A 19,689-nucleotide genomic window follows, 5' to 3' on the forward strand; every position below is an offset into this window, starting at 1 on the left:
CCATGTTTTTTCGCAAGAAGCCACCCCTGCCGCGCGAGCCTCGCAAAGAGCCGGTTCTGGGGAGTGCGCGAAAAACGGTCCTGACGATTACCGAGGATGATGCGAGGGAAATAGATCGGGTAACACGTCCCCGCCCTCAGCCGCGTACGTTCACGCCGTACAAGCCGATAGCAGGCGTGGTGAGAGACGGTGCGCCTATGGCAATAGACGCCGCGCCGCAGATGAACCTGTCGGCTGCGATGAACAACATGATCGCCGAGGGTGTGGCGTTCATGGGTTATCCGCGCCTGGCGGAAATGGCCCAGCGCGTCGAGTACCGGCACATCGCCACGGTTCTCGCGGAAGAGGCGACGCGGGAATGGATCGGGTTCCGTAGCGGCGGAGACGGCGACAAGAAGGATCGGATCGCGGCTCTTGAGAAAGAGTTCACCCGGCTTAATGTCCGGGACAAGTTCCAGCGCCTGTCAGAGTTGGATAGCTATTTCGGCCTCGGGCAGCTCTTCATTGATACGGGCATCCCGTCGCTTGACGCAGATCTTGCCACTCCCCTGCTGCTGACGCCTGAAACGCTTCAGGTCGGCGGTCTCAAAGACCTCGTCGTGATTGAGCCCGTCTGGGTCAGTCCGAACGAATACAATTCGACCAAGCCGTTACAGGCTGACTTCTACAAACCCTCCCGCTGGTGGGTGATGGGCTCTGAAGTCCACTCGACGCGCCTGCTCAGGTTCGTGTCGCGCGAACCCGGGCAGATGCTGCTGCCGTCCTACAACTTCGGTGGCCTGCCGCTGATCCAGCTTGCCAAGCCGTATGTGGACAACTGGGTCCGCACCCGGCAGTCCGTGTCCGACCTCATCAACGGCTGCTCGATCGTCAATCTCAAGACGGACATGGCAGCAACGTTTAGTAATTCTGGGATCACCGGCCTGATCGGGCGCATCCAATCGTTCATCAGGTTCAGGGACAATCGCGGCGTCTTCCTGACCGACAAGGAAACGGAAGAACTCCAGATCCTCTCGGCCAATCTCGCCGGTCTCGATAAACTCCAGAACCAGGCGCTGGAACAGATCTGCGTCGTCGCTCAGATGCCGCTGGTGAAGTTCTCGGGCATCTCTCCGTCTGGTCTCAACGCCTCATCCGAAGGTGAGATCCGGGTCTGGTACGACCGCGTGACGGCATATCAGGAGGCCTTCTTCCGGCCGAACCTGACGCCCGTCATGCACGCCTGCATGCTGAACCTCTGGGGCGAGATCGACCACGACATCGAGTTCTTCTTCGTTCCGCTCTGGCAGATGGACGCGGCTGCGAAGGCAGCGGTTGCAAAGACCAACGCTGACACGCGGGCCGTCTATGTGGAGATTGGCGCTGCGGATCAGGACGAGGTCCGCAAGGCCCTCGCCAACGACGAAGATAGCCCGTTCTCTGGTGTAGATATGTCGGGCCCCGGCTACCCTCCCCTCGAAGAGGAAGAAGGCGGCGGGGGATCGGTGACGGGCGGCGTGCAGACGCTTGGGGATCCCGCCGCGCATCTGGACGACGAAGAGGCGTAATGCATGGCTCGGCGCCCGAAGACACTCCGTCCGATCCGGTCTAACGCCGGGGTAGAGGCGAAATATCAGCGGGCGCTGGACAATCTCCTCTCCGAGATGGACAAGAGCCTGCGCTACTGGATCACGGCGGAGTATCGTAAGGCGCTTCCTAAGATCACGCAGGACGCGGCGGCGGGGATGGCGATGGATGCCTCTATCGCTTCCATGCTCCAGTCTCTCATGAACCGGCTGACGAAGCGGTGGCGCAAGAAGTTTGACGACACCGCCAAGGATCTTGCATCCCGCACGGTGTCGAGCGTTGATCGGAACTCGACCGCCTCCATGCAGAAGGCGCTCAAAGACGCGGGCATGGCGATCCGGTTCAAGCCGACCGCCAGCGTCAGGCAGGCCATGCAGTTGGCGGTCAATGAGAACGTCATGCTCATCAAGAGCATTGCCGAGCAGCACCTGACCGACGTGGGCCAGATGGTCATGCGCTCTGCCATGCGGGGTGGAGATCTGAAGGAACTCACGGACGGTCTGACCCAGCGTTTTGGCATCACCCGGCGACGGGCGGCAAACATCGCCCGCGACCAGAACTCGAAGATCACCACGGCCATAAACAGACAGCGGCAGATGGACATGGGTCTGTTCGAAGGGGAGTGGATGCACTCGGGCGGCGGGAAGGAACCTCGCCCGAAGCATGTGGCCGCTGGCCGTGCCCGACTGCGGTTTGATATCCGGGAGGGCGTAGACGTTGACGGGGATGGCCGGAAGATCTTGCCCGGGCAGGACATAAATTGCCGCTGCACGTGGCGCATGATTTTACCCGGATTTAACGACTGATCTGCCCCGGATCACCAAGACAAGCCCCGCCGTCGAGCGGGGTTTTTTATTGAGGTACGCATGACATGGCCGAGCTGAAGATAGCGCTAGACAAGAGCGTACGGCGACTGGATCAGGACGGGCATCTCTTCGTTGAGACCTGCATCCTGAGCGCGGCCATTGTCTCGCCGTATCGAGGCCGGGAGATCCCGGACGCAGAAAAGCTCGGGCTTGAGCCGGACACGGTCTATCAGGTCTACCGTGACGCCGATGCCCTCAGAGCGGCGGCCGCTTCCTTCGCCGGGAAACCGGTCCTGAGTGAGCATAAGCCGGTTTCCGCCAACGACCATCCATACATGATTACTGTGGGTGCGGTCGGCGATAACATCCAGTTCAAGGATCCTGACCTGATCGGGTCCTTCTCGGTTTGGGAAAAGCAGGCCATCGCCGACATCGAGAGTGGAGTGAAGCGCTCCGTCTCTGCCGGGTACCGATACCGCGCTGTTCCCGAAACAGGGACGGTGGGCGGCGAGGCCTACACCCTGAAGATGGTGGACATCCAGTTCAATCACCTTGCCCTGGTCAGTACGCCTCGCGTCCCCAATGCCGTCATCGGCGACGATGGCTCGCAAGTTTACAATGCCCCCAACGTGGAAAGACACGATAACATGCCGAAGAACAACCGCGCCACGCGGCGTGCGGCCCTGTCCAAGCTGCGCCCGTACCTTGCGCAGGACGCCGATATCGAAGCCGTGAAGAAGGCTCTCGACTGCGACGACACGACGCGCGACTCTGCCGTTGATACCCTCCGCGACCTGCTTGGCGGCCGCGTGCCGGATGAGATCATGGACCAGGTTCTGGCCCTGTTCGAGAACATGGGCAGCGAAGGCGCAGAGAACGTTGACGCCGAAGTCGCTGATGAGCAGACGGACGACGAGCGCCGGGCCAAGCTGAAGGCCGCTGGCCTGTCGGACGATGAAGTCGAGAAGTGCATGGGCGCCTTGTCCGTCACTGGCGAAGACGAAGAGGTGGACGAAGCCGCCCGGGAACGCGAAGCCGAAGCCACCCGCAAGGCGGACGAAGAGCGCAAACGCAAGGAAGACGCCGACCGTGAGCGTGAAGCTGCCGGTGCCCGTCTTGCTGATGAAGAGCGCCGCGCTGCCGACAAGGCCGCGATGGACAGTGCAATTGCCGATGCCGTGAAGACGGCCGAAGCGAACACAATGAAGCGGATGCGCGATCTGTCGGAAGCACAGACTGCCGTTAAGCCGTTCGTCGGCAACGTCGTCATGGACAGCGCCGAGGGCGTCTATCGCTTCACGCTGCGCCAGCTTGGCTACGACCTGACCGGCATCCCGGGCGCGGCATACGGCGCCATGTTTCACCAGCACGCCAGGCAGTCGGCCAAGGCATCCGCTCCGGCCCCGATGGCAGCCGATAGCGCCTCCGGCGTGGACTTCTTCAAGAAGTTTCCCGGCCTCGCAGCAATTCAGATCAAGGGCTAACCCATGACCTTTCAGACACGAGTCAACGTCGAGCCGGCCATTGGCGTGCCGGGCGACTTCGCTTCCGCCAACCCGACCGCCAACGTCCTCGCCGGTGAAGGCGCGCTTGTCGCCGGTGCGGCTGGCGTCACCATTGCCGCCTTCGCGTGGATCCAGGCCGACGGCCAGACCGTCCTGAACGCTCCGGCATCCGGCAACACGGCCGCCCCGGACGGCTTTGTTCACCGCGAACTGCAGGCTCTTATCGCCAATCTGTACGATGAGACGTCCATGGTCATCCCGGGCGGATACATGGTGTCCCTGTTTGCCGCCGGTGATTTCTACGCAGTCAGCAGCACGGCTGCCATGCGTGGGCAGAAAGTGTTCGCCTCTACGACTGACGGCAGCGTCAGCACAGGCGCTGCGGGGGCAACCATCGCCGGGGCCGTTGAGACGCCGTTCTATGTCGCTTCCACCGGGGCGGCAGGCGAAACCATCAAGATCAGCACATGGGACCATCACTGATGCCCTTCGATACCGAATTTGATATCCTCCGGGATCGCGGCTTCGTCATGCCGGAGGGCGCTGGCCTTCTGGCGAGCGACGACGTTCTCCGTACCGACGCCATGGCCCTCGCTGCCATGGCCGGTGACGCGGCCCCCGTCCTGTCCACCTCGCCGAATGGTGGCATCCCTGCTTTCATGGCAACCTACGTCGATCCCAAGCTGATCGAAGTGGTCTTCTCCCCGATGCGCGGCGCCGAACTGAACGGCGAAGTGAAGAAGGGCGACTGGACCACGCCGACGGCCATCTTCCCGATGATCGAGAGCACCGGTCAGGTCTCCAGCTACGGCGACTGGAACAACAACGGGACGTTCGGCCTCAACCCGTCCTTTCCGGATCGGCAGTCCTACCACTATCAGGGCATTGCCCAGTGGGGCGAACGCCAGATCGAGATGGCGGGGAAGGCCCGTCTCCAGTGGGTTGCCGGTCTGCGCCGTTCCGCCGTTCTGAAGCTCAACAAGTTCCAGAACAAGAGCTACTTCTACGGTATCGCAGGACTCAGAAACTACGGATATCTCAACGATCCGTCCCTCTCCCCGTCCATCACCGCTTCCACGAAGACGGCTGGCGGAACGGAATGGACGACGGCCACGCCGGAAGAGGCTACGGATGACGTGATCACCCTGATCGGTGAGCTGCGTACCCAGTCCTCAGGTCTTGTGACCACTGAGTCCAAGATCACGATCGGGCTGTCCCCGACGCGCGCCGGTCTGCTGACCAAGCCGAACCAGTTCGGCCTGTCCGCGATGGACCAGATCACGAAGCAGTATAAGAACCTGCGCTTCGTGGAGGCCGTCGAGTTCGGCGACGAAACCGGCATGACGGTTCAGTCCATGATTGCGATCGCGGACGAAATCGAAGGCCAGAAGGTCTCCGAGGCCGCGTTCACCGAGAAATTCCGCACGCATCCTATCGTCACCGGCCTGTCGGGCTGGGAACAGAAGATGTCTCAGGGGACCTGGGGCGCAATCATCTACATGCCTCTGGGCATCGCAACGATGGCGGGTATCTGATCCATGAGTGAAACCAAGACAACCTCCGGAAATGCAGTCATGATTGGCTGCAAGATGCCGAACGGCCTTGTCCTCAAGGTTGGAAGCCAGCGTTTCGTCCTCAAGGGGACGAACGTGAAGCCGGGCGCTCCGCATGTCGTCACCGGCAGCTATGGTCTTACGACCATCCCGGCTGACGTCTGGGCCGAATGGTCGGGCAAGCATAAGGACAGCGTGTTCATCAAGAACAGCATCGTCTTCATGCAGACCACGGCGACGAAAGCCGAGGGACAGGCCAAGGAACAGGAAGGCGTCAAGACCGGCCTTGAGCCGCTGGACCCCGCCAAGCCTGCTCCGGGCGTGAAGCCCGTAGAGGCCTGATGTCATGGGCGTAGCGGTATTCGATTATGACGAATGGTCGCAGCGCTACCCCGCGTTGGCGGCTAACGTCGATCAGGATCTGGCTTCCTTCTATTTCATGGAAGGCGGCCTGCTCTATCTCGACAACACGGACGCCAGTGTCGTGCAGGACGTAGCGACGCGAACGCTCCTGCTCTATCTCCTGACGGCTCATATCGCTACGCTCAACCTGCCCGTCAGTGCAGGCGGGAATGGCGCGGGGGTCGTCGGGCGCACGTCTTCCGCGAGCCGGGGCTCTGTCTCCGTTTCTTTCGACATGGGGCCAACGACGGCTTCGTCAGCATGGTTTATGCAAACCCAGTACGGCGCAATGTTCTGGCAAGCCATGCTTCCATACCGGACGGCCCGGTACGTCAATATTCCCTATGTCGAGGGGCAGACCTATCCCTGATGGCAAAGTCAATCATTCAGGGATCCGATCGGCTGCGGCAGACGTTGGCAGGTTACGGCAAGGCCACGCAGGGCGGCATACTCAAACGCCTCCTGAACACCCTGCTCCGCCGAACGGTTCGGCTGCCAAGCGTGGAGATCGGCTTCTTCCCCGATGCGACTTACCCTGATGGCACATATGTGGCGCAGGTAGCGTTCTGGGATGAATACGGGACACAACATGCCCCGCCCCGTCCCTTCATGCGCGCGACAATCGTCGCTCATCAAACTGAGTGGGGAAAGCTGATGGGCGCTGCCCTGAAGCAGTCGGGATATGATCTGGATAAAGCGCTGGATATCGTCGGGCGCATGATCTCGGATCAGGTGAAAGAACAGATCGTCAGCACCGATGGCCCCGCGAACTCGCCGGTCACCAACCTGCTCAAGCAGCGGTTCCCGACTGGCGAATACGGCGCAGGTGATTACTGGCAGGCACTCAAGGATGTAGCAGCGGGAGAGACTGCGCCTGATGGCAAGGTTCTTGTCTGGTCCGGACGTCTTCTGAACAGCGTCTCGTATGAGGTGAGCGATGATTAACCTCTTCGCCATCGCGGGCGCGGCCACTGGTGTGGTCAATCCTCAGATTGAGGCCGTGCTGAAGGTCTCGGATGGGGTAACGCACAACCCTGATTTCAGCACGACGCCCAGGATCATCGAACTGGCGATGCAGATTGAGGTTCAGGCGCTCTCGTCGTCTGACCTTCAGCAGATCCAGAGCGTCAACCAGTCTTCCGACATGCGCGCCGTCTACATCATTGGTGGCATCAAAGGGCTGAACCGGCCGCTTCAATGCGGTGGCGACATCATCAACTTTTATGGCTCCGACTGGCTTGTCACGCAGTCTCTCGAAGAATGGGGAATGGGCGAATGGTCCAAAGTTGCGGTGACGCGCCAGACAACCCCAACGTAGCCACCTCCACTCTGCTGACTGCGCCAACGGACAGTCAGATTTACACGGCACTTGGGGAATGGCTGAAAACTGTTCTCCCTGCCGGAACAGACATCATGCAGGGGCAGCTGAACCAGACCGCCCAGCCCATTGGGCCCTACTGCATCATGTTCCTCATCGCGCGCCGGCGTCTGGCGACGAACTCATGCACCTACACGGCCACGGAACGGATTGTGGTCGAGCCCACCGAACTGACCATCCAGGTGTCAGTGTTCGGTAACGGGGCAGGCAAAGCGGTCTCTGTGGTTCAGTCCCTTTGGCGCGATCTCTATGCCGCAGACTTCCTCACGGCGAACAGCGGCATACTCGCCCCGCTCTACTCGTCCGAGCCCCGCCAGATGCAGTTCGTCAACGGAGAGCGCCAGTACGAAGACGCCTGGTCGGTGGATCTCAAAGCACAGGTCAATTTCACCACGACGCTGCCTCAGCAGTCCGCCACGAAACTCACCGTTGGATCTTTCGTGGCCAACCGTCCCACAATGCAGGAGTAACAGCCAGTGGCTGCCGGAATTCCTATTTCACAAGTCGTCTCTGTCACTCCCAGCGCTTTGGCCGCAGCCGGGGGCGTGGCGTTCATCAATGGCCTCATCATCACCCAGAACGTGGCCGTCGTTCCCGCAGGGACCGTGCTCGAGTACACGCTGGCATCTGATGTCGTCACGGCCTTCGGGGCGGCCTCGATCGAAGCCCAGATGGCAGCGATTTATTTCGCAGGCTTCGAGGGGGCAACGAACACGCCAAGCACGCTCTGCTTCGCGGGAATGGCCGCCCCGGCAGAGGGGGCGACCGCGGATTTTGCAACCTATCTGACGGACCTGATCGCGCTCACGCAGAATTTTGCGGGCTTCACGACCGCGTTCGAACCGGATCTGGCAGGCAAGCAGGCGATTGCCACCTGGGTTGGAACACAGGCGGACCGGTACTGGTATGTCGCCTGGGATACGGACGCTCAAGCCACCACGCAGGGGAGCACAACGGCGTTCGGCGTCTGGCTGGGCACGCAGGACATCGACGGCACCACCGTCTTCTACAAGGATCCGCTCGACGCAGCCGCTGCTCTGGGTTGGATGGCCTCGCTGGATTACAGCGCGACGGATGGCCGCTACAATCTGTTCGGCCGTCAGTTCTCCTCCCTGACTGCGACGGTAAGCGACGGGACGACTGCGTCTACCCTCACGACCAACGGATATTCCTTCTACGGCCTGCATGCCAATGGCCTCGGACGTTTCACGTTCATGCGTGGCGGCAAGGTGTCGGGGCAGTTCCTCTGGGCTGACAGTTACATCAACCAGATCTGGCTGAACGCGTCTTTCCAGTCCGACATCCTGACCCTGCTCCTGAGTGCTGGTCAGATCCCCTACAACGTGCAGGGGGATGCGCTGATGTCCGCCGCCGTGCAGGACACGATCAATCAGGGGCTCGCGTTCGGGGCGATCCGTGCCGGGGTCACCCTTACCGCCGCACAGGCTCTTGAGGTCAACAACGCCGCCGGAATTTCGATCTCCGGCACGCTCCAGACGCGCGGCTGGTATTTCCAGCCCAACGTCTCAACCGCACCGGCTTCAAGCCGGGTGGCGCGAACCTCTCCGCCCTGCAAGTTCTGGTACACCGACGGCCAGAGCGTCCAGAGCATCAACCTTGCATCGATTGAGGTTCAGTAATGGCCACCAACATCATCACCTCGGCCAATGCCGTCTACACGCTGACGATCTCGTCCCTGTTTGATGCGCCGATCGTTCTGGAGAACTGGGGCTCGGACCGTGGATGGGAGCAGGAAGCTCTGGAGATGCTGGAATCCCAGATGTCCATCGACGCGCATCTGAATTTCGGCTGGGTGCCGCGCCCGGTCAGTCAGACCCTCACCTTCTCGGCCTCTTCCGCTTCTCTGGCCTATATGGAAGCGATCCTGGAAGAGCAGACCCTGACCAAGACGCCCGTCTCGCTCGGGGCAGAACTGACCATTCCGGCCACCTCGCGCAAATACACTTTCACGAACGGCGCCATGATGACCGGCTCCGTGGCTCCGAATGGCGGGACGGTGCTTGAAGCCCGGGCCTTCACCTTTCTCTGGGGCCAGGTCTTCCCGGCAGGTATCTGATGAAAAGCATTGAATGGAGCCCCGCCTCTGGTGAAGACGCGGGCAAGAAGTTCGTCATCACGCGGATGCCGGCCTTCGCTGCGGACAAGTGGGCCCGGCACCTCTCCAAGGCCGTGATCCAGAGCACGAACAAGATGTCCGATGCCATGCTGGATCAGGCAGTCCGCAAGGCCATGGAAGAAGGCATCCTGGGCATTGCGTCCATGTCGATGACCATCTTCGCCAATGTGGACGATGAGGCCTGTGACAAGGCGTTCGATCAGCTTCTGCAATGCGTGAAGATCAAGCGCGGCAAATCGGAACTCGCATCCCCCCTGCTCGAAGCGGACATCTCTGATCCCCAGACCCTGACTGATCTTCGCTCGGAGGCGTTCAAGCTTCACGTGGGTTTTTTCAAGGCCGCGATCTTCCAGAGTTCCCCGCTCGCGGCGGCCCTGATCTCGGCAGTAACCCCAGAAAAACAGCCGTCCCGGTAAACATGTCCCGGCTCATGGCAGTCGTCATCGGGGAACGGATGGCGACCCTTCATGAACTGATGACCATCTATGACAGCGAGGACATGCTCCTGATGTGGGAAGCCGCAATGGTCACGGCATACAACAAAAGCTAGGGCCATCATGGCGAACGTCATCGACAGTCTTGTCATTCAGCTTGGCCTTGACGGGCGGGGCGTCGCCAAAGGCGCGCAGCAGGCCTCCAAGAGCCTGGACCAGATCGAGCGCAGCGCCACCAGGACACAGAGCGCCCTCACCGAGAGCGGCAAGGCGGCGGCGGACGGGTTTTCCCGCGCCCGCACGGAAGCGCTTGCCCTGCTGGCCGTCTTCACGGGTGGCCGGACGCTCAAGGCCTTCACATCAGAGATCACCCGCTCCAATGCCGAGCTCGGCTATATGGCGCAGCGGCTCAATCTGGATCCTCGCAGGCTCTACCAGATGCAGCGGGCCGTTATGGCCGTCGGTGGTTCCGCCCAGGAAGTCGGCGCCTCCTTTCAGGCCATGCAGGGGATGCTCGTCGATCCAGCGCAGGCCGAGAACCTGCAGCGCATCATGGGCCAGCTTGGCGTTCGGAATTACACGGATGCACACGGCCATATCCGGCAGGACATCCTTCAGCAGCTCAACCGCTCCACGCAAGGCATGGATCAGGGCGTCAAGAACACGCTTCTGGCCCAGCTTGGCATCGGGCCAGGCGAGATCAGCCTGATCGATCAGACAGCGGCGGCCTTCGATAAGCTCCAGAGCCAGTTCAAAAATGCCGGCCCGACGCCCGACCAGATCCGGGACAGCCAGCAACTCCTGAAAGACTGGGTGGACCTGACCACCACGACGGAAGGGCTAGGCCGGGCGATCCTCGGCGACCTGACTCCGGCCATTGACGGCGTGGTGACGAAGATCACCGCCTGGGAGAAGGCGAACCCGGACCTTACGAAGCATCTTGGAGAAATCACGCTTGGTGCAGTCGCGCTGGGGACGGCGCTTGGAGCCGTGGGAACGGCGGTCACCGGCCTTATGGCGATCCAAGGCTTCAAGGCCCTTCTCATGGGTGGAGCGAATATCGAAGCTCTGAAAAATGCGGCCTGTGGATGCGAATGTGGAAGCGCACCCGGAGTATCAGCCAAGCGGCCTGGCGCCACATCTGAGGCGGAACGGATGGGTGGTGGCAAATTGTCGCCATACCTCGCCGAGGATATGGACGCGGCAGGCGGCCATCTTACTCTTGGCCGAGCGGCATTACTTGCCACGCGCATGACGGGTTGGGGAGCTGTGGCCTATGCCGCGCTCCACGCGGACAGCCTCAACAAAGGGGAAAGCAGCGCGGTTGATCGGCTCCGTGCGCGCGGCATGTTCGGCCCTGATCCGTTTGGGGTATATGCGCGCAGTATTGCCGGTATCGAAAGTGGCGGCCGGTACAACATCATGGGCGGTTCTGGCGGGAAGTATGCCGGAAAGTATCAGATGGGCGCAGGTGCTATTCAGGACGCGGCAAGGCGCCTGCATGAGGCCGTCCCAACCATGGGGCAATTCCTGAATGATCCCGACATGCAGGAACGCTTCTTCAAGGCCTATACCGAGCAGAATGCCGATGTACTTAATTCCAAAAGCGCTGAATTCAGAAATGCGTCTCTGACGCGTCGGTATGCCATCCTGGCCTATGCTCATAATCAGGGCGCCGGCGGTGCGCTAAATTGGATGAGGACCGGACAGACGGGATATGACGGCTTCGGCACGGCCGGAACCCGCTATTCAAACGCCGCAGCCTCCGCGCTGTCCGGGCAGGGTGCAAGCCCGGGCGGCAACTCAACGCAGGTCCATGTGGGCGACATCCACATTCACACGGACACCAACAATCCTCAGCAGCTCGCGCAGGACATTCACAACGAACTGCGCCGCACGCTCCCCCTCATCAACGCGCAAGGACAGACCTGATGGCTTTTGCGGATGTCACCCTGCCGTCCGTCTGGGATATCCCTGCTGCTGTCGGTGTGCCGGCTCTTCTGGGGCAGTCTATCGCGACCGGGGTGGACGCCACGGCGTCCACGGCCCTCGCCGGGATTGCTCAGAATTACCTCACCGCACAGGCCGCGAAGCAATGGGGCATCTTCGGAAGCGGGAACACGCAGCTTCTCACGTCCGGACGAGTGATGGGGATCGAGTACGAGAACAGCTACACCGTGTCGGATGCCCCGCTCGAAGGAGGTGCCTTTGCCTCCTACAACAAGGTGAAGATGCCCTACTCGGCACGGGTCATCATGGTCTGCGATGGAACAGAGACCGGATCGGACGGGATCATCTCGGCGATCACGACCCTGATTCCCAATCTGACGGGAGCGACCGGAAACCACGTCCGCTCTTCCTTCATCTCAACCCTTGAGGCCCTGGTCGCAGACACGAACCTCTATTCGGTGGTCACGCCCGAGTTCACGGCCACGAATGCCAATATCACTGGCTATCGCTGGCGCCGGGAAAGCAGCCAGGGCGTCACAATGCTAATGGCGGAAATCATGATCCGGCAGATCCGCAGCACTGGTACGGCAGCCTATACCAACACCTCGCAGCCGCAGGGGGCTCAGACCGTCCAGAACGGGACGGTCCAGACCACAACCCCTTCCCTGCCCGTGCAGACTTCTCTTCTGGGAGTCACGTTGTGACCGCCGTTCAGATCCCGCTCAATGCGACAGCGAGCCAGACGCTGAATGTGATCCTGAACCAGCAGCTTGTCCGGCTGGACGTCTACCAGCGCTCGACCGGGCTCTATATGGACGTCTGGCTGAATGACACCCAGATCGTGGCGGGCGCCATCTGCCAGAACCTGAACCCTGTGGTCCACGCGGACTATCTGGGTCTGGGTGGAGACTTCGTGTTCGTGGACACCCAAGGCAGCGCCGATCCGACCTATGACGGGCTTGGCGACCGGTATGTGCTGACTTTTGTGACGGCTTCATAGCCCAGCCGAAGCGAAGGCATGCTGTTGATGGACGAAGCCGCCATGGTCTGGCGATATAATGGCTGAAGGGAGCAAAGGATCAGAAAATGTCAGATTCAATACAGCCGTGGCTTGCAAAAGAAATGCTCCGGCAGGCTGAAGCGACCTGCAAGGCGCGGATCGACGCGATCAACAAAACACGGGATCGAGCCTCTACTCTGTTGGGCTGGTCTATGGCTGCATTGACAGGATCAATTGCCCTGGCCGCTCGCGGCTTTGATGGGCAGTCGGCGCTCTTGTTCCCGAGCTTAATCCTATGCGTTGGTTTTGCTGTCGTCTGCTTGTGCTGTGTAGTCGTTCTGCTGCCACTTAAACTCGAGCGCATGACGTTCTATCCACTGGAGATAGAGCAGATCGCGGCTGACACGCATGCTTCCTCGGAAGATGAACTTCAGGTCGCGCTGGCTGATAAACTGGCCGTGATCGAGAACAAAAACACTGTTGCTCATGAGCAACGCCAGAGGTGGCTGCGGGGGGCTTGGTATGCCAGCGTTATCGCCCCGACCTTATCATTTGCGGTGCTTGTTGCGCTCAGTTAGGGCTTTTTCAAGTTCGGGCGACATACCATCCATCGCAATGACAGTACCTCTTTGTTTGAGGTCTTCCGCACTCATGCGGTTCGGGTCTCGCTTGAATCCCTCTTTAGGCTTCTCGTCTTTCTTTTCGTCGCTCATCTCTCTCTCCCAAGCAGAGACACGAACACAGCAGCCGACCCGGAGTCCGGTCAAACGGCCTCAGGCTCGACGGAGCGCCTCATTGATCTGATCTACTGGCTGGGACAATCGAATTACACCCTCCTTCATATCTCCTGCCAGATCAGGGAAGACCTCGGTGAATGGACGCATCATGGCGAAGTCTTTCTCAGTCAATTCGGGATTGTCTGAATCGTAAGCAATCGTTTCCGGCGCCTCATCCATAAAAATGCGCTCAGAAATCGTGCGCTTCTGCATGTCCTGTTCAGACTTCAAAGCGCCGCCTCAATGATGGCATCCTGCACGAACTGGTTCAGACTGACCCCCTTGGCCGCAGCAGCCGTGACAGCGCGGGCATGGATTTCTTCAGGAACGCGAACCTGAAACTTGCCGGAATAGTGCTTCACGGGATCAATCCCCTTCTCAGCACACATCTCCTGAAACACCCGCAAAGAGATTTCTCCTTCACGGACCAGGCGCTCCACGCTGTCGGCATAGAAATCGGCACCCCCGTTCAAGCCCAGAAATTCGCCCCTAAACATACCAAGATCCGGATCATACTGGATAACGGCCCGATGGCCGCCGATGGTCATGGTATTGTTCATGGTTTCACTCCATTCGCTTCAAGCCATTTCCGAACCGAGGCAACGGCTCCCTTGTCTGTATCCGGCTTTGGGTGCGGCCGGTGGAACACCTGCACCTCACCAAAGAGAAAGACGCCAACGCGAGAGCCTTCCCGCTCCGAGATTTCAGCACCAAGCACCACAAACAAAGCTTCGATATCGCCCCATGCGACATTGCCAGATACGGGGCGCTTGAAGATCAGTTCCAAGGTGCGACGGTATTTGGCTTTCATGAAGGATTAGTACTGTAACTTGGTATCAAATACAACCATTAAATGGTACTACCCGAGTTTAGCAGGACGGGGCCGCTCCCATTCTGTCAGGTCATCCTTCCCTTCACATCCTTCGTGCGGTCAAGCACGTTGTTCCGCCTCCTCACCGGCCAGCTTTCTATGAAGCAATCAGTCAGGATACTGGTTCGATCCCTCGAACTTACCGGGTGAACCTTCAGGCGGTGGTGGCGGGCGGCAGCCGTCTGGCGGTGGTGGTGGTCTACCATTACTGTCCATAGGCGGAGGTGGCGGTCGATTGCCGTCATTATCCATTCCCGGCGGTGGTCTGTGACCAAATCCGCCCGGAGGTGGCCCGCATCTGTGATGTGATTTTGCATCCCCACCCCGCTCACCTTGCTCGGTATCGTTGTACGACGGAGCGGCTGTACTGAGAGTTGTATAGGTCTGCCCGTTATAAACGGTGGTGCCCTGAGCACGGACTGGCAAAGGCGTGAGACTGGCAGCAAAAATGATCAGAGCTGTAGTTCTGGGGCTCATAAATATCTTCCCAAGGTAGGTCTCCTACCCTTGAGACGCGCACCCGAGAATTGCCAGTAAGGAATGGCAACGGCGTGTTTCCCGTCCCTGCACCCTGCCCTAATACCAGCCGCTCTTCGAAGCGGCTTTTTTATTACCAAAAAGGACCGCCCGTGAGCAGCACCACAACCGTCACCGCCTCACGCCTCCCTCGCAGCTTTGCCAAAAAACAGATCGATGTCTCGTTTACGGTACCGACGGGCGCGATTGGACCGGGCAGCACGGCGGACAAGGTGACGCTCTCCGGGCTTCGTGTGCGTGCGACCGTGACCAATGCGGGGATGCTCACAGGCTCTCAGTTATCGCTGCGGGTCGAGGGGATGACCCTTGCCATGATGAACCGGCTTTCTGTCGTCATGGCCATGACGAACGTCGGCAACCAGACAAACACGCGATTTTCCGGGGCTCTTGTTGAGGTCCAGGCTGGTGATGCAGGCGGAACGCTCTCGACCATCTTCCTCGGAGATATCGCGGAAGCCTTCGTGGACTTCTCCGGCGCGCCTTCTGTCGCATTTCAGGTTCTGGCCTATGACACCTTGCCGCTCAAAGTCACAACGGCCATTCCAACGTCGTATGGCACGCCAACCCCTGCCGCGACGATCTTCAGTGAACTGGCTGCCAAGGCAGGACTGACCTTTGCCAATCATGGCGTCAGTCAGACGATCAACTCCTTCTATGAAGCTGGTGATCTTATGAAACAGATCGACAAGCTCGCACGCAGCATTCACGCCGTTTACCGGGTCGATACCGTAACCAAGACCCTGCATGCATGGGGCCGCTCCAGCGACGGGACGCAGGAAAAGACCACGGTCAAGCTCAGCAAATCCACGGGGCTGGTCGGATATGCGGCCTATAATCAGAACGGCATCAATGTGACGTCCTTCTTCAATCCGGCCCTTCAATACATGATCCCGTTCCAGCTCGTGAGCGAGTATCTCCCCGAGGGATGGACCAACAATCAGATGGGGCAGAGCATCCCGCAGATGCCGTCTTCAGGCCTGTGGAAGCCGACGCTCATCACACATGATCTGGCCTCTGAACTCCCGAATGGCCCGTGGTTCACCCAGATGACCGCCATCCGGGCGGACGTCCCTCAAGCGAAAGCATACTGATGTCCGGATCAAGCTCTTCTTTCGTCGGCATCACGCAGGGCAACACGAATAGCAGTGCCATCGACGCGGCCGTCCGGCGCAATCTGTCCGATCTCGGCACGGACGTTCTGGTCCAAGTGTCTGCCGTGCATGCCGGTAATGGCATTGTTGGCACCGTGGACGTCACGCCCATGGTCCATCAGCAGACGAGCGATGGTACAGCCGTTCCGCACGGTACGATCTATGGCGTCCCATACCTTCGCATTCAGGGTGGGGCATGCGCCGTCATCGTTGACCCGGTGGCAGGCGACATTGGCTACATCATCATCTCAGGTCGGGACCAGTCGAACGTGGTGGCAACCCGCGCGCCCGCCCTTCCCGGCAGCTTCCGCCAGCACTCCATGGCCGATTGCGTCTATGTGGGCGGATTCCTGAACGACGCTCCTGCGCATTATGTCCAGATCACCACGGATGGCGTCCGGATCGTCACGACGGGCAAGGTCACGGTGCAGGCGTCAGAGATGGATGTGAACTGCGACCTGAAGGTCTCGGGCACCATCACCGCAACCGGCGATGTGCAGGCGGGGGCTGTTTCGCTCGAAAGCCACGTTCACGGCGGTGTACAGAGCGGCGGAAGCAAGACGGGCGCCCCGGAATAGCCTTGTACTTGTCCCCAGAACGAACTACTGTCCAGATAAATCCCCAGACGAGCGCGTTGCGCGAGATACTCCATGAAATCGCTATTGCTCGACCGGACGACATGGGACCTGTCCCTTGATGCGAACCGTGATCTCGCCGTCTGTACCGAGCCCTATTCCGTTCTTCAGGACGTAGCCACTGCCGTCCGGACATGGCTCGGAGAGTGCTGGTACGACACCAGCCTCGGCCTGCCATTCGATAGCGGGATCTTCGATGGCTCTTCGTCCCTTCCCCTTCTTCGCGCTCAGGCTGAAAGCGCAGCAATGAGCGTTCCGGGGGTTGCGGCCGCGCAATGCGCACTGATCGGACCGCGTGAAGACCGGTCTATCGGGGGCGCCATAGCCATCACCCTCACGACAGGAGAGACGCAGAGTGTCCAGTTCTGACGCCACAACCTCTGTCCCCGCTCCTTCCCTGACGGATGCAGGATATGTTGCCCCGGCCGAGACAGACATTCTGGCGGGCGTTCAGGCCGATATCGGAGCGGCACTTGGCGGGAACGTAAATCCGGCCCTCAATACGCCTCAGGGACAGCTCGCCACCAGCGAAACCGCCATCATCGGCGATTGCAACGACCAGCTTCTGGCCGTCTTCAATGGCATTGATCCGCGGAATGCGTCTGGCCGGATGCAGGACGCCATCGGCTATATCTATTTCATGGAGCGCCTGACCGGAGAAGACCGGGCGGCATTCGAGTATCGACGCCAGAACAGCGTCGGGGCCAACAGCACAGGCATGAACGCCTCTGTGCTTGGCAATCTGCTACTCGTTTCGGGAGTGACCGATGCGTATGTGGTGGACAACCCAACCGATGCCGAAACAGTCGTTGGCGGCGTAACCCTGCCCGCCAATTCGCTCTATTGCTGCGTTGCCGGAAGCGCGACGGCAACAGCCATCGGTTATGCGATCTTTCAGAAAAAGTCGCCCGGCTGCAGCTATGCCGGGTCCACATCCGTAACGGTTCAGGATCCAGCGTCCGCCTATGGAGGAAACGGACCGACCTATACCGTCAAGTATGACGTGGCGATCGATACCCCGATCTATTTCTCTGTGCAGATCACGAATTCTTCTGCAGTCCCCTCTGATGCCGTTTCGCAGGTACAGAGCGCTCTGATCGCGGCTTTCACGTCCGGTGAAGCCAATGTCACGCCCCGTATCGGCAGCACCATTCTTGCGGGACGGTATTACTGCGCGGTTGGCGACCTCGGCTCCTGGGCGGCGGTGGAAGACATCACCATTGGCACGACAGCAGCAGCGGGCGAGTTGAAGGTTGCGCTGAATATCAACCAGTCTCCCTCTCTGGTTGCAGCGAATATCTCCGTGACTCTGGTGTGATATGCTGAATGTCGAAGCAACCATACAGGCCCAGTTCGCCAACAGCCCTTCCCTGGGCACGATCATCGAGGGCTTCAACCAAGCGATAGACCCCTCAGCCCTGATTGATGACTGGTATGAGAATGTCTGGAATCCCCAGACGGCGACAGGATGGGGCCTGGATGTCTGGGGCCGGATCGTCGGCGTCAGTCGGGTTCTGCAGGTTTCCACGACGGACTATTTCGGGTTTTCCCAAGGAGTGCCGGGCGCGCAAACCTTCGGGAGCGGCGTCTTTTACAACGGTGGGGCCGTCACTTCGAACTATATCCTGTCTGACGACGCTTTCCGGCGCCTGATCTTTGCCAAGGCCGCCGCGAACATCTGGGACGGAACCATTCCGTCTTTGAATGCTATCCTGATGTCGCTCTTCGCGGATCGCGGCCTTTGCTACGTCAGCGACAACGAGAACATGACGATGACATTCGTCTTCGAGTTCTCCCCTTCTCCAGTCGATGTATCGATCATTGCCAGTGGAATTCTCCCCCGGCCAAGCGGGGTCGGGACCACTTATATTTTCACCCCTTACATCGACAAAAATACCGATTTTGGTGGAGATATTCTCTGATGCAGAATGCAGGCTTCCCGACAAAGATTGCGGTTCCTTTCGGGTCATCCGCATCATCTGCCAATATTCGCGCAATTCCCGTCACTGCATCAGACGCGGTTTCCGCATCCTTCAATCTGGGCTTCCCGCCCAACACGATGATCCCGACGGACGCCGGCGGGACGCCACCTGATGGCCGGGACATGAACGGTATCCTGTTCATGACCACGGCGCTAGCACAGCAATACTGCGCTGGCGCGGTCTCATCATTCGATGCCGCATTTCAAACGGCCGTGGGCGGCTACCCCATCGGATGTATCGTGCAGGATGCAACAACGCCGGGCAAATACTGGCGTTCCACGGCGGATGCCAATATGACGACGCCCGGTGCCTCTGCCGCATCCTGGGTGGATTTCTTTGCTGACATCACCACGATCCTGACCGGCATCACGTCGCCTGTCCTTGTAACGTCCAGCACCTCGGTCACAGCTCCCTCATGGGCAACCCGGGTGGAGGTGATCGCTGTAGGGGCTGGCGCAGGTGGCAGCGACTGTCAGGCCACCGGATCCACAATCGCCAATACCAATGCAAGTGGCGGTGGTGGCGGTGCAGGCGCTAATGCACGCGCCATTCTACCGATCACAAGCGGCCAGACGCTGGTCCTGAATATCGGTGCCGCAGGCGGTACGGAAGGCAATGGCGGGGCAACCACGGTCTATGTGGGAGACACTCTGGCCCTGACATGTAATGGCGGCGCCAAATCCGGCTTTACACAGACAGGCAATTCCCCGGGCGGATATGGCGGCACCCTTTCGCTGACGCTGACAGGCGGCGTCCTTCTGGAAAACTCTTCCGGCTCTCCGGGAGGCGATGGCCAGAACGGCAGCTTTATCAAATCCGGACGCGGTGGAGACGGGCCGTGGGGCGGAGCGGGCCGTGACGGGCAAGGCGCGGGCGAAAGCGCCACAGGCTTCGGTGCTGGCGGCGGGGGCGCTTACGACAGCGCCTTCTCCAACACACTCTATACCGGCGGCTCCGGGTTCCAGGGCTGCTGCATCTATCGTTTCCTGCCGTAAGAGAGGTCCAT

Annotated in this window: 28 protein-coding genes; 24 read left to right on the forward strand and 4 right to left on the reverse strand. The window is 60.0% G+C overall.

The window, feature by feature from the left end; genetic code table 11:
- Positions 1-2 precede the first annotated feature (2 nt).
- From HKD27_RS08945 to HKD27_RS09025, 18 genes are all read left to right on the forward strand, one after another.
- Positions 3-1,547: a DUF1073 domain-containing protein gene (locus tag HKD27_RS08945; protein WP_194689246.1), complete on the forward strand. Its 1,545-nt coding sequence runs from the start codon at positions 3-5 to the stop codon at positions 1,545-1,547.
- A gap of 3 nt (positions 1,548-1,550) precedes the next feature.
- Positions 1,551-2,372, forward strand: coding sequence for a phage minor head protein (locus HKD27_RS08950; protein ID WP_194689247.1), 822 nt, complete (start codon positions 1,551-1,553; stop codon positions 2,370-2,372).
- Positions 2,373-2,437: 65 nt separating this feature from the next.
- On the forward strand, positions 2,438-3,856 hold the full coding sequence (locus HKD27_RS08955) for a DUF2213 domain-containing protein (protein ID WP_194689248.1): 1,419 nt from the start codon (positions 2,438-2,440) through the stop codon (positions 3,854-3,856).
- A 3-nt stretch (positions 3,857-3,859) separates the two neighbouring features.
- Positions 3,860-4,360 (forward strand): hypothetical protein, encoded by a 501-nt coding sequence (locus HKD27_RS08960; RefSeq protein WP_194689249.1) that lies wholly within the window; start codon positions 3,860-3,862, stop codon positions 4,358-4,360.
- Positions 4,345-5,412 carry a DUF2184 domain-containing protein gene (locus HKD27_RS08965; protein ID WP_231748112.1) on the forward strand — a complete coding sequence of 356 codons (1,068 nt, stop codon included), beginning with the start codon at positions 4,345-4,347 and terminating at the stop codon, positions 5,410-5,412. Before HKD27_RS08960 ends, HKD27_RS08965 begins: the two co-directional genes overlap by 16 nt.
- A 3-nt stretch (positions 5,413-5,415) precedes the next feature.
- Positions 5,416-5,772, forward strand: a complete 357-nt coding sequence (locus HKD27_RS08970; protein WP_194689251.1) for a hypothetical protein — start codon at positions 5,416-5,418, stop codon at positions 5,770-5,772.
- Positions 5,773-5,776: 4 nt separating this feature from the next.
- The gene (locus HKD27_RS08975; protein WP_194689252.1) at positions 5,777-6,202 is read left to right on the forward strand and encodes a DUF4054 domain-containing protein; all 426 of its coding nucleotides are present in this window, start codon (positions 5,777-5,779) and stop codon (positions 6,200-6,202) included.
- Entirely contained in the window at positions 6,202-6,777 is a 576-nt protein-coding gene (locus HKD27_RS08980) for a hypothetical protein (protein ID WP_194689253.1), read from the forward strand. The genes HKD27_RS08975 and HKD27_RS08980 overlap by 1 nt, the downstream gene beginning before the upstream one ends.
- Positions 6,770-7,150 (forward strand): hypothetical protein, encoded by a 381-nt coding sequence (locus HKD27_RS08985; protein ID WP_172493316.1) that lies wholly within the window; start codon positions 6,770-6,772, stop codon positions 7,148-7,150. Before HKD27_RS08980 ends, HKD27_RS08985 begins: the two co-directional genes overlap by 8 nt.
- Positions 7,108-7,680, forward strand: coding sequence for an LIC_12616 family protein (locus tag HKD27_RS08990; RefSeq protein ID WP_194689254.1), 573 nt, complete (start codon positions 7,108-7,110; stop codon positions 7,678-7,680). The genes HKD27_RS08985 and HKD27_RS08990 overlap by 43 nt, the downstream gene beginning before the upstream one ends.
- Positions 7,681-7,686: 6 nt before the next feature.
- Entirely contained in the window at positions 7,687-8,850 is a 1,164-nt protein-coding gene (locus HKD27_RS08995; protein ID WP_194689255.1) for a DUF3383 family protein, read from the forward strand.
- A complete protein-coding gene (locus tag HKD27_RS09000; RefSeq protein ID WP_172493313.1) occupies positions 8,850-9,287 on the forward strand; it encodes a phage tail fiber protein in 438 nt (145 codons plus the stop codon). Before HKD27_RS08995 ends, HKD27_RS09000 begins: the two co-directional genes overlap by 1 nt.
- A complete protein-coding gene (locus HKD27_RS09005; RefSeq protein ID WP_194689256.1) occupies positions 9,287-9,763 on the forward strand; it encodes a phage tail assembly chaperone in 477 nt (158 codons plus the stop codon). The genes HKD27_RS09000 and HKD27_RS09005 overlap by 1 nt, the downstream gene beginning before the upstream one ends.
- Positions 9,764-9,765: 2 nt before the next feature.
- Positions 9,766-9,897 (forward strand): hypothetical protein, encoded by a 132-nt coding sequence (locus tag HKD27_RS16650; protein ID WP_255522942.1) that lies wholly within the window; start codon positions 9,766-9,768, stop codon positions 9,895-9,897.
- A gap of 7 nt (positions 9,898-9,904) precedes the next feature.
- Positions 9,905-11,713, forward strand: coding sequence for a hypothetical protein (locus HKD27_RS09010; RefSeq protein WP_194689257.1), 1,809 nt, complete (start codon positions 9,905-9,907; stop codon positions 11,711-11,713).
- Positions 11,713-12,435: a phage baseplate protein gene (locus HKD27_RS09015; protein WP_194689258.1), complete on the forward strand. Its 723-nt coding sequence runs from the start codon at positions 11,713-11,715 to the stop codon at positions 12,433-12,435. The genes HKD27_RS09010 and HKD27_RS09015 overlap by 1 nt, the downstream gene beginning before the upstream one ends.
- Positions 12,432-12,731 carry a phage baseplate plug protein gene (locus tag HKD27_RS09020; protein WP_194689259.1) on the forward strand — a complete coding sequence of 100 codons (300 nt, stop codon included), beginning with the start codon at positions 12,432-12,434 and terminating at the stop codon, positions 12,729-12,731. Before HKD27_RS09015 ends, HKD27_RS09020 begins: the two co-directional genes overlap by 4 nt.
- A gap of 86 nt (positions 12,732-12,817) precedes the next feature.
- Complete coding sequence (locus HKD27_RS09025) at positions 12,818-13,309, forward strand: hypothetical protein (protein ID WP_194689260.1); 492 nt, start codon at positions 12,818-12,820, stop codon at positions 13,307-13,309.
- On the opposite strand, the gene HKD27_RS09030 is transcribed toward HKD27_RS09025, so the two are convergent.
- The 4 genes from HKD27_RS09030 to HKD27_RS09045 are packed head-to-tail and all read right to left on the reverse strand — an operon-like array spanning position 13,280 to position 14,318.
- Positions 13,280-13,444, reverse strand: a complete 165-nt coding sequence (locus tag HKD27_RS09030) for a hypothetical protein (protein ID WP_194689261.1) — start codon at positions 13,442-13,444, stop codon at positions 13,280-13,282. The two genes, HKD27_RS09025 and HKD27_RS09030, sit on opposite strands and share 30 nt — an antisense overlap.
- Positions 13,445-13,504: 60 nt before the next feature.
- Positions 13,505-13,720, reverse strand: a complete 216-nt coding sequence (locus HKD27_RS09035; RefSeq protein WP_194689262.1) for a hypothetical protein — start codon at positions 13,718-13,720, stop codon at positions 13,505-13,507.
- Positions 13,721-13,734: 14 nt separating this feature from the next.
- Entirely contained in the window at positions 13,735-14,067 is a 333-nt protein-coding gene (locus HKD27_RS09040; protein ID WP_194689263.1) for a type II toxin-antitoxin system HicB family antitoxin, read from the reverse strand.
- Positions 14,064-14,318, reverse strand: coding sequence for a type II toxin-antitoxin system HicA family toxin (locus tag HKD27_RS09045; protein ID WP_194689264.1), 255 nt, complete (start codon positions 14,316-14,318; stop codon positions 14,064-14,066). The genes HKD27_RS09040 and HKD27_RS09045 overlap by 4 nt, the downstream gene beginning before the upstream one ends.
- A 689-nt stretch (positions 14,319-15,007) precedes the next feature.
- Between HKD27_RS09045 and HKD27_RS09050 the strand changes: the two genes are divergently transcribed.
- The 6 genes from HKD27_RS09050 to HKD27_RS09075 all read left to right on the forward strand — a co-directional run bounded on the left by HKD27_RS09050 (position 15,008) and on the right by HKD27_RS09075 (position 19,678).
- Positions 15,008-16,006 carry a baseplate hub protein gene (locus HKD27_RS09050; protein WP_194689265.1) on the forward strand — a complete coding sequence of 333 codons (999 nt, stop codon included), beginning with the start codon at positions 15,008-15,010 and terminating at the stop codon, positions 16,004-16,006.
- Positions 16,006-16,644 carry a Gp138 family membrane-puncturing spike protein gene (locus tag HKD27_RS09055; RefSeq protein ID WP_194689266.1) on the forward strand — a complete coding sequence of 213 codons (639 nt, stop codon included), beginning with the start codon at positions 16,006-16,008 and terminating at the stop codon, positions 16,642-16,644. The genes HKD27_RS09050 and HKD27_RS09055 overlap by 1 nt, the downstream gene beginning before the upstream one ends.
- Before the next feature lie 72 nt (positions 16,645-16,716).
- Positions 16,717-17,070 carry a hypothetical protein gene (locus tag HKD27_RS09060; protein ID WP_041112360.1) on the forward strand — a complete coding sequence of 118 codons (354 nt, stop codon included), beginning with the start codon at positions 16,717-16,719 and terminating at the stop codon, positions 17,068-17,070.
- A complete protein-coding gene (locus HKD27_RS09065) occupies positions 17,057-18,019 on the forward strand; it encodes a hypothetical protein (RefSeq protein ID WP_194689267.1) in 963 nt (320 codons plus the stop codon). Before HKD27_RS09060 ends, HKD27_RS09065 begins: the two co-directional genes overlap by 14 nt.
- A 1-nt stretch (position 18,020) precedes the next feature.
- Positions 18,021-18,623, forward strand: coding sequence for a DUF2612 domain-containing protein (locus HKD27_RS09070; protein WP_194689268.1), 603 nt, complete (start codon positions 18,021-18,023; stop codon positions 18,621-18,623).
- Positions 18,623-19,678 (forward strand): hypothetical protein, encoded by a 1,056-nt coding sequence (locus HKD27_RS09075; protein ID WP_194689269.1) that lies wholly within the window; start codon positions 18,623-18,625, stop codon positions 19,676-19,678. Before HKD27_RS09070 ends, HKD27_RS09075 begins: the two co-directional genes overlap by 1 nt.
- The last annotated feature ends 11 nt before the right edge of the window (positions 19,679-19,689 follow it).

The organism is Gluconobacter sp. R75690, from assembly GCF_015244525.1.
GTDB lineage: Bacteria > Pseudomonadota > Alphaproteobacteria > Acetobacterales > Acetobacteraceae > Gluconobacter > Gluconobacter potus.

Excerpts from the sequence above, each read along its gene's own strand:
- HKD27_RS08945 (WP_194689246.1), top strand. The coding sequence starts at position 3 with ATGTTTTTTCGCAAGAAGCCACCCCTGCCGCGCGAGCCTCGCAAAGAG.
- HKD27_RS08950 (WP_194689247.1), top strand. The coding sequence starts at position 1,551 with ATGGCTCGGCGCCCGAAGACACTCCGTCCGATCCGGTCTAACGCCGGG.
- HKD27_RS08955 (WP_194689248.1), top strand. The coding sequence starts at position 2,438 with ATGGCCGAGCTGAAGATAGCGCTAGACAAGAGCGTACGGCGACTGGAT.
- HKD27_RS08960 (WP_194689249.1), top strand. The coding sequence starts at position 3,860 with ATGACCTTTCAGACACGAGTCAACGTCGAGCCGGCCATTGGCGTGCCG.
- HKD27_RS08965 (WP_231748112.1), top strand. The coding sequence starts at position 4,345 with ATGGGACCATCACTGATGCCCTTCGATACCGAATTTGATATCCTCCGG.
- HKD27_RS08970 (WP_194689251.1), top strand. The coding sequence starts at position 5,416 with ATGAGTGAAACCAAGACAACCTCCGGAAATGCAGTCATGATTGGCTGC.
- HKD27_RS08975 (WP_194689252.1), top strand. The coding sequence starts at position 5,777 with ATGGGCGTAGCGGTATTCGATTATGACGAATGGTCGCAGCGCTACCCC.
- HKD27_RS08980 (WP_194689253.1), top strand. The coding sequence starts at position 6,202 with ATGGCAAAGTCAATCATTCAGGGATCCGATCGGCTGCGGCAGACGTTG.
- HKD27_RS08985 (WP_172493316.1), top strand. The coding sequence starts at position 6,770 with ATGATTAACCTCTTCGCCATCGCGGGCGCGGCCACTGGTGTGGTCAAT.
- HKD27_RS08990 (WP_194689254.1), top strand. The coding sequence starts at position 7,108 with ATGGTCCAAAGTTGCGGTGACGCGCCAGACAACCCCAACGTAGCCACC.
- HKD27_RS09000 (WP_172493313.1), top strand. The coding sequence starts at position 8,850 with ATGGCCACCAACATCATCACCTCGGCCAATGCCGTCTACACGCTGACG.
- HKD27_RS09005 (WP_194689256.1), top strand. The coding sequence starts at position 9,287 with ATGAAAAGCATTGAATGGAGCCCCGCCTCTGGTGAAGACGCGGGCAAG.
- HKD27_RS16650 (WP_255522942.1), top strand. The coding sequence starts at position 9,766 with ATGTCCCGGCTCATGGCAGTCGTCATCGGGGAACGGATGGCGACCCTT.
- HKD27_RS09010 (WP_194689257.1), top strand. The coding sequence starts at position 9,905 with ATGGCGAACGTCATCGACAGTCTTGTCATTCAGCTTGGCCTTGACGGG.
- HKD27_RS09015 (WP_194689258.1), top strand. The coding sequence starts at position 11,713 with ATGGCTTTTGCGGATGTCACCCTGCCGTCCGTCTGGGATATCCCTGCT.
- HKD27_RS09025 (WP_194689260.1), top strand. The coding sequence starts at position 12,818 with ATGTCAGATTCAATACAGCCGTGGCTTGCAAAAGAAATGCTCCGGCAG.
- HKD27_RS09030 (WP_194689261.1), bottom strand. The coding sequence starts at position 13,444 with ATGAGCGACGAAAAGAAAGACGAGAAGCCTAAAGAGGGATTCAAGCGA.
- HKD27_RS09035 (WP_194689262.1), bottom strand. The coding sequence starts at position 13,720 with ATGCAGAAGCGCACGATTTCTGAGCGCATTTTTATGGATGAGGCGCCG.
- HKD27_RS09040 (WP_194689263.1), bottom strand. The coding sequence starts at position 14,067 with ATGAACAATACCATGACCATCGGCGGCCATCGGGCCGTTATCCAGTAT.
- HKD27_RS09045 (WP_194689264.1), bottom strand. The coding sequence starts at position 14,318 with ATGAAAGCCAAATACCGTCGCACCTTGGAACTGATCTTCAAGCGCCCC.
- HKD27_RS09055 (WP_194689266.1), top strand. The coding sequence starts at position 16,006 with ATGTCCGGATCAAGCTCTTCTTTCGTCGGCATCACGCAGGGCAACACG.
- HKD27_RS09060 (WP_041112360.1), top strand. The coding sequence starts at position 16,717 with ATGAAATCGCTATTGCTCGACCGGACGACATGGGACCTGTCCCTTGAT.
- HKD27_RS09070 (WP_194689268.1), top strand. The coding sequence starts at position 18,021 with ATGCTGAATGTCGAAGCAACCATACAGGCCCAGTTCGCCAACAGCCCT.
- HKD27_RS09075 (WP_194689269.1), top strand. The coding sequence starts at position 18,623 with ATGCAGAATGCAGGCTTCCCGACAAAGATTGCGGTTCCTTTCGGGTCA.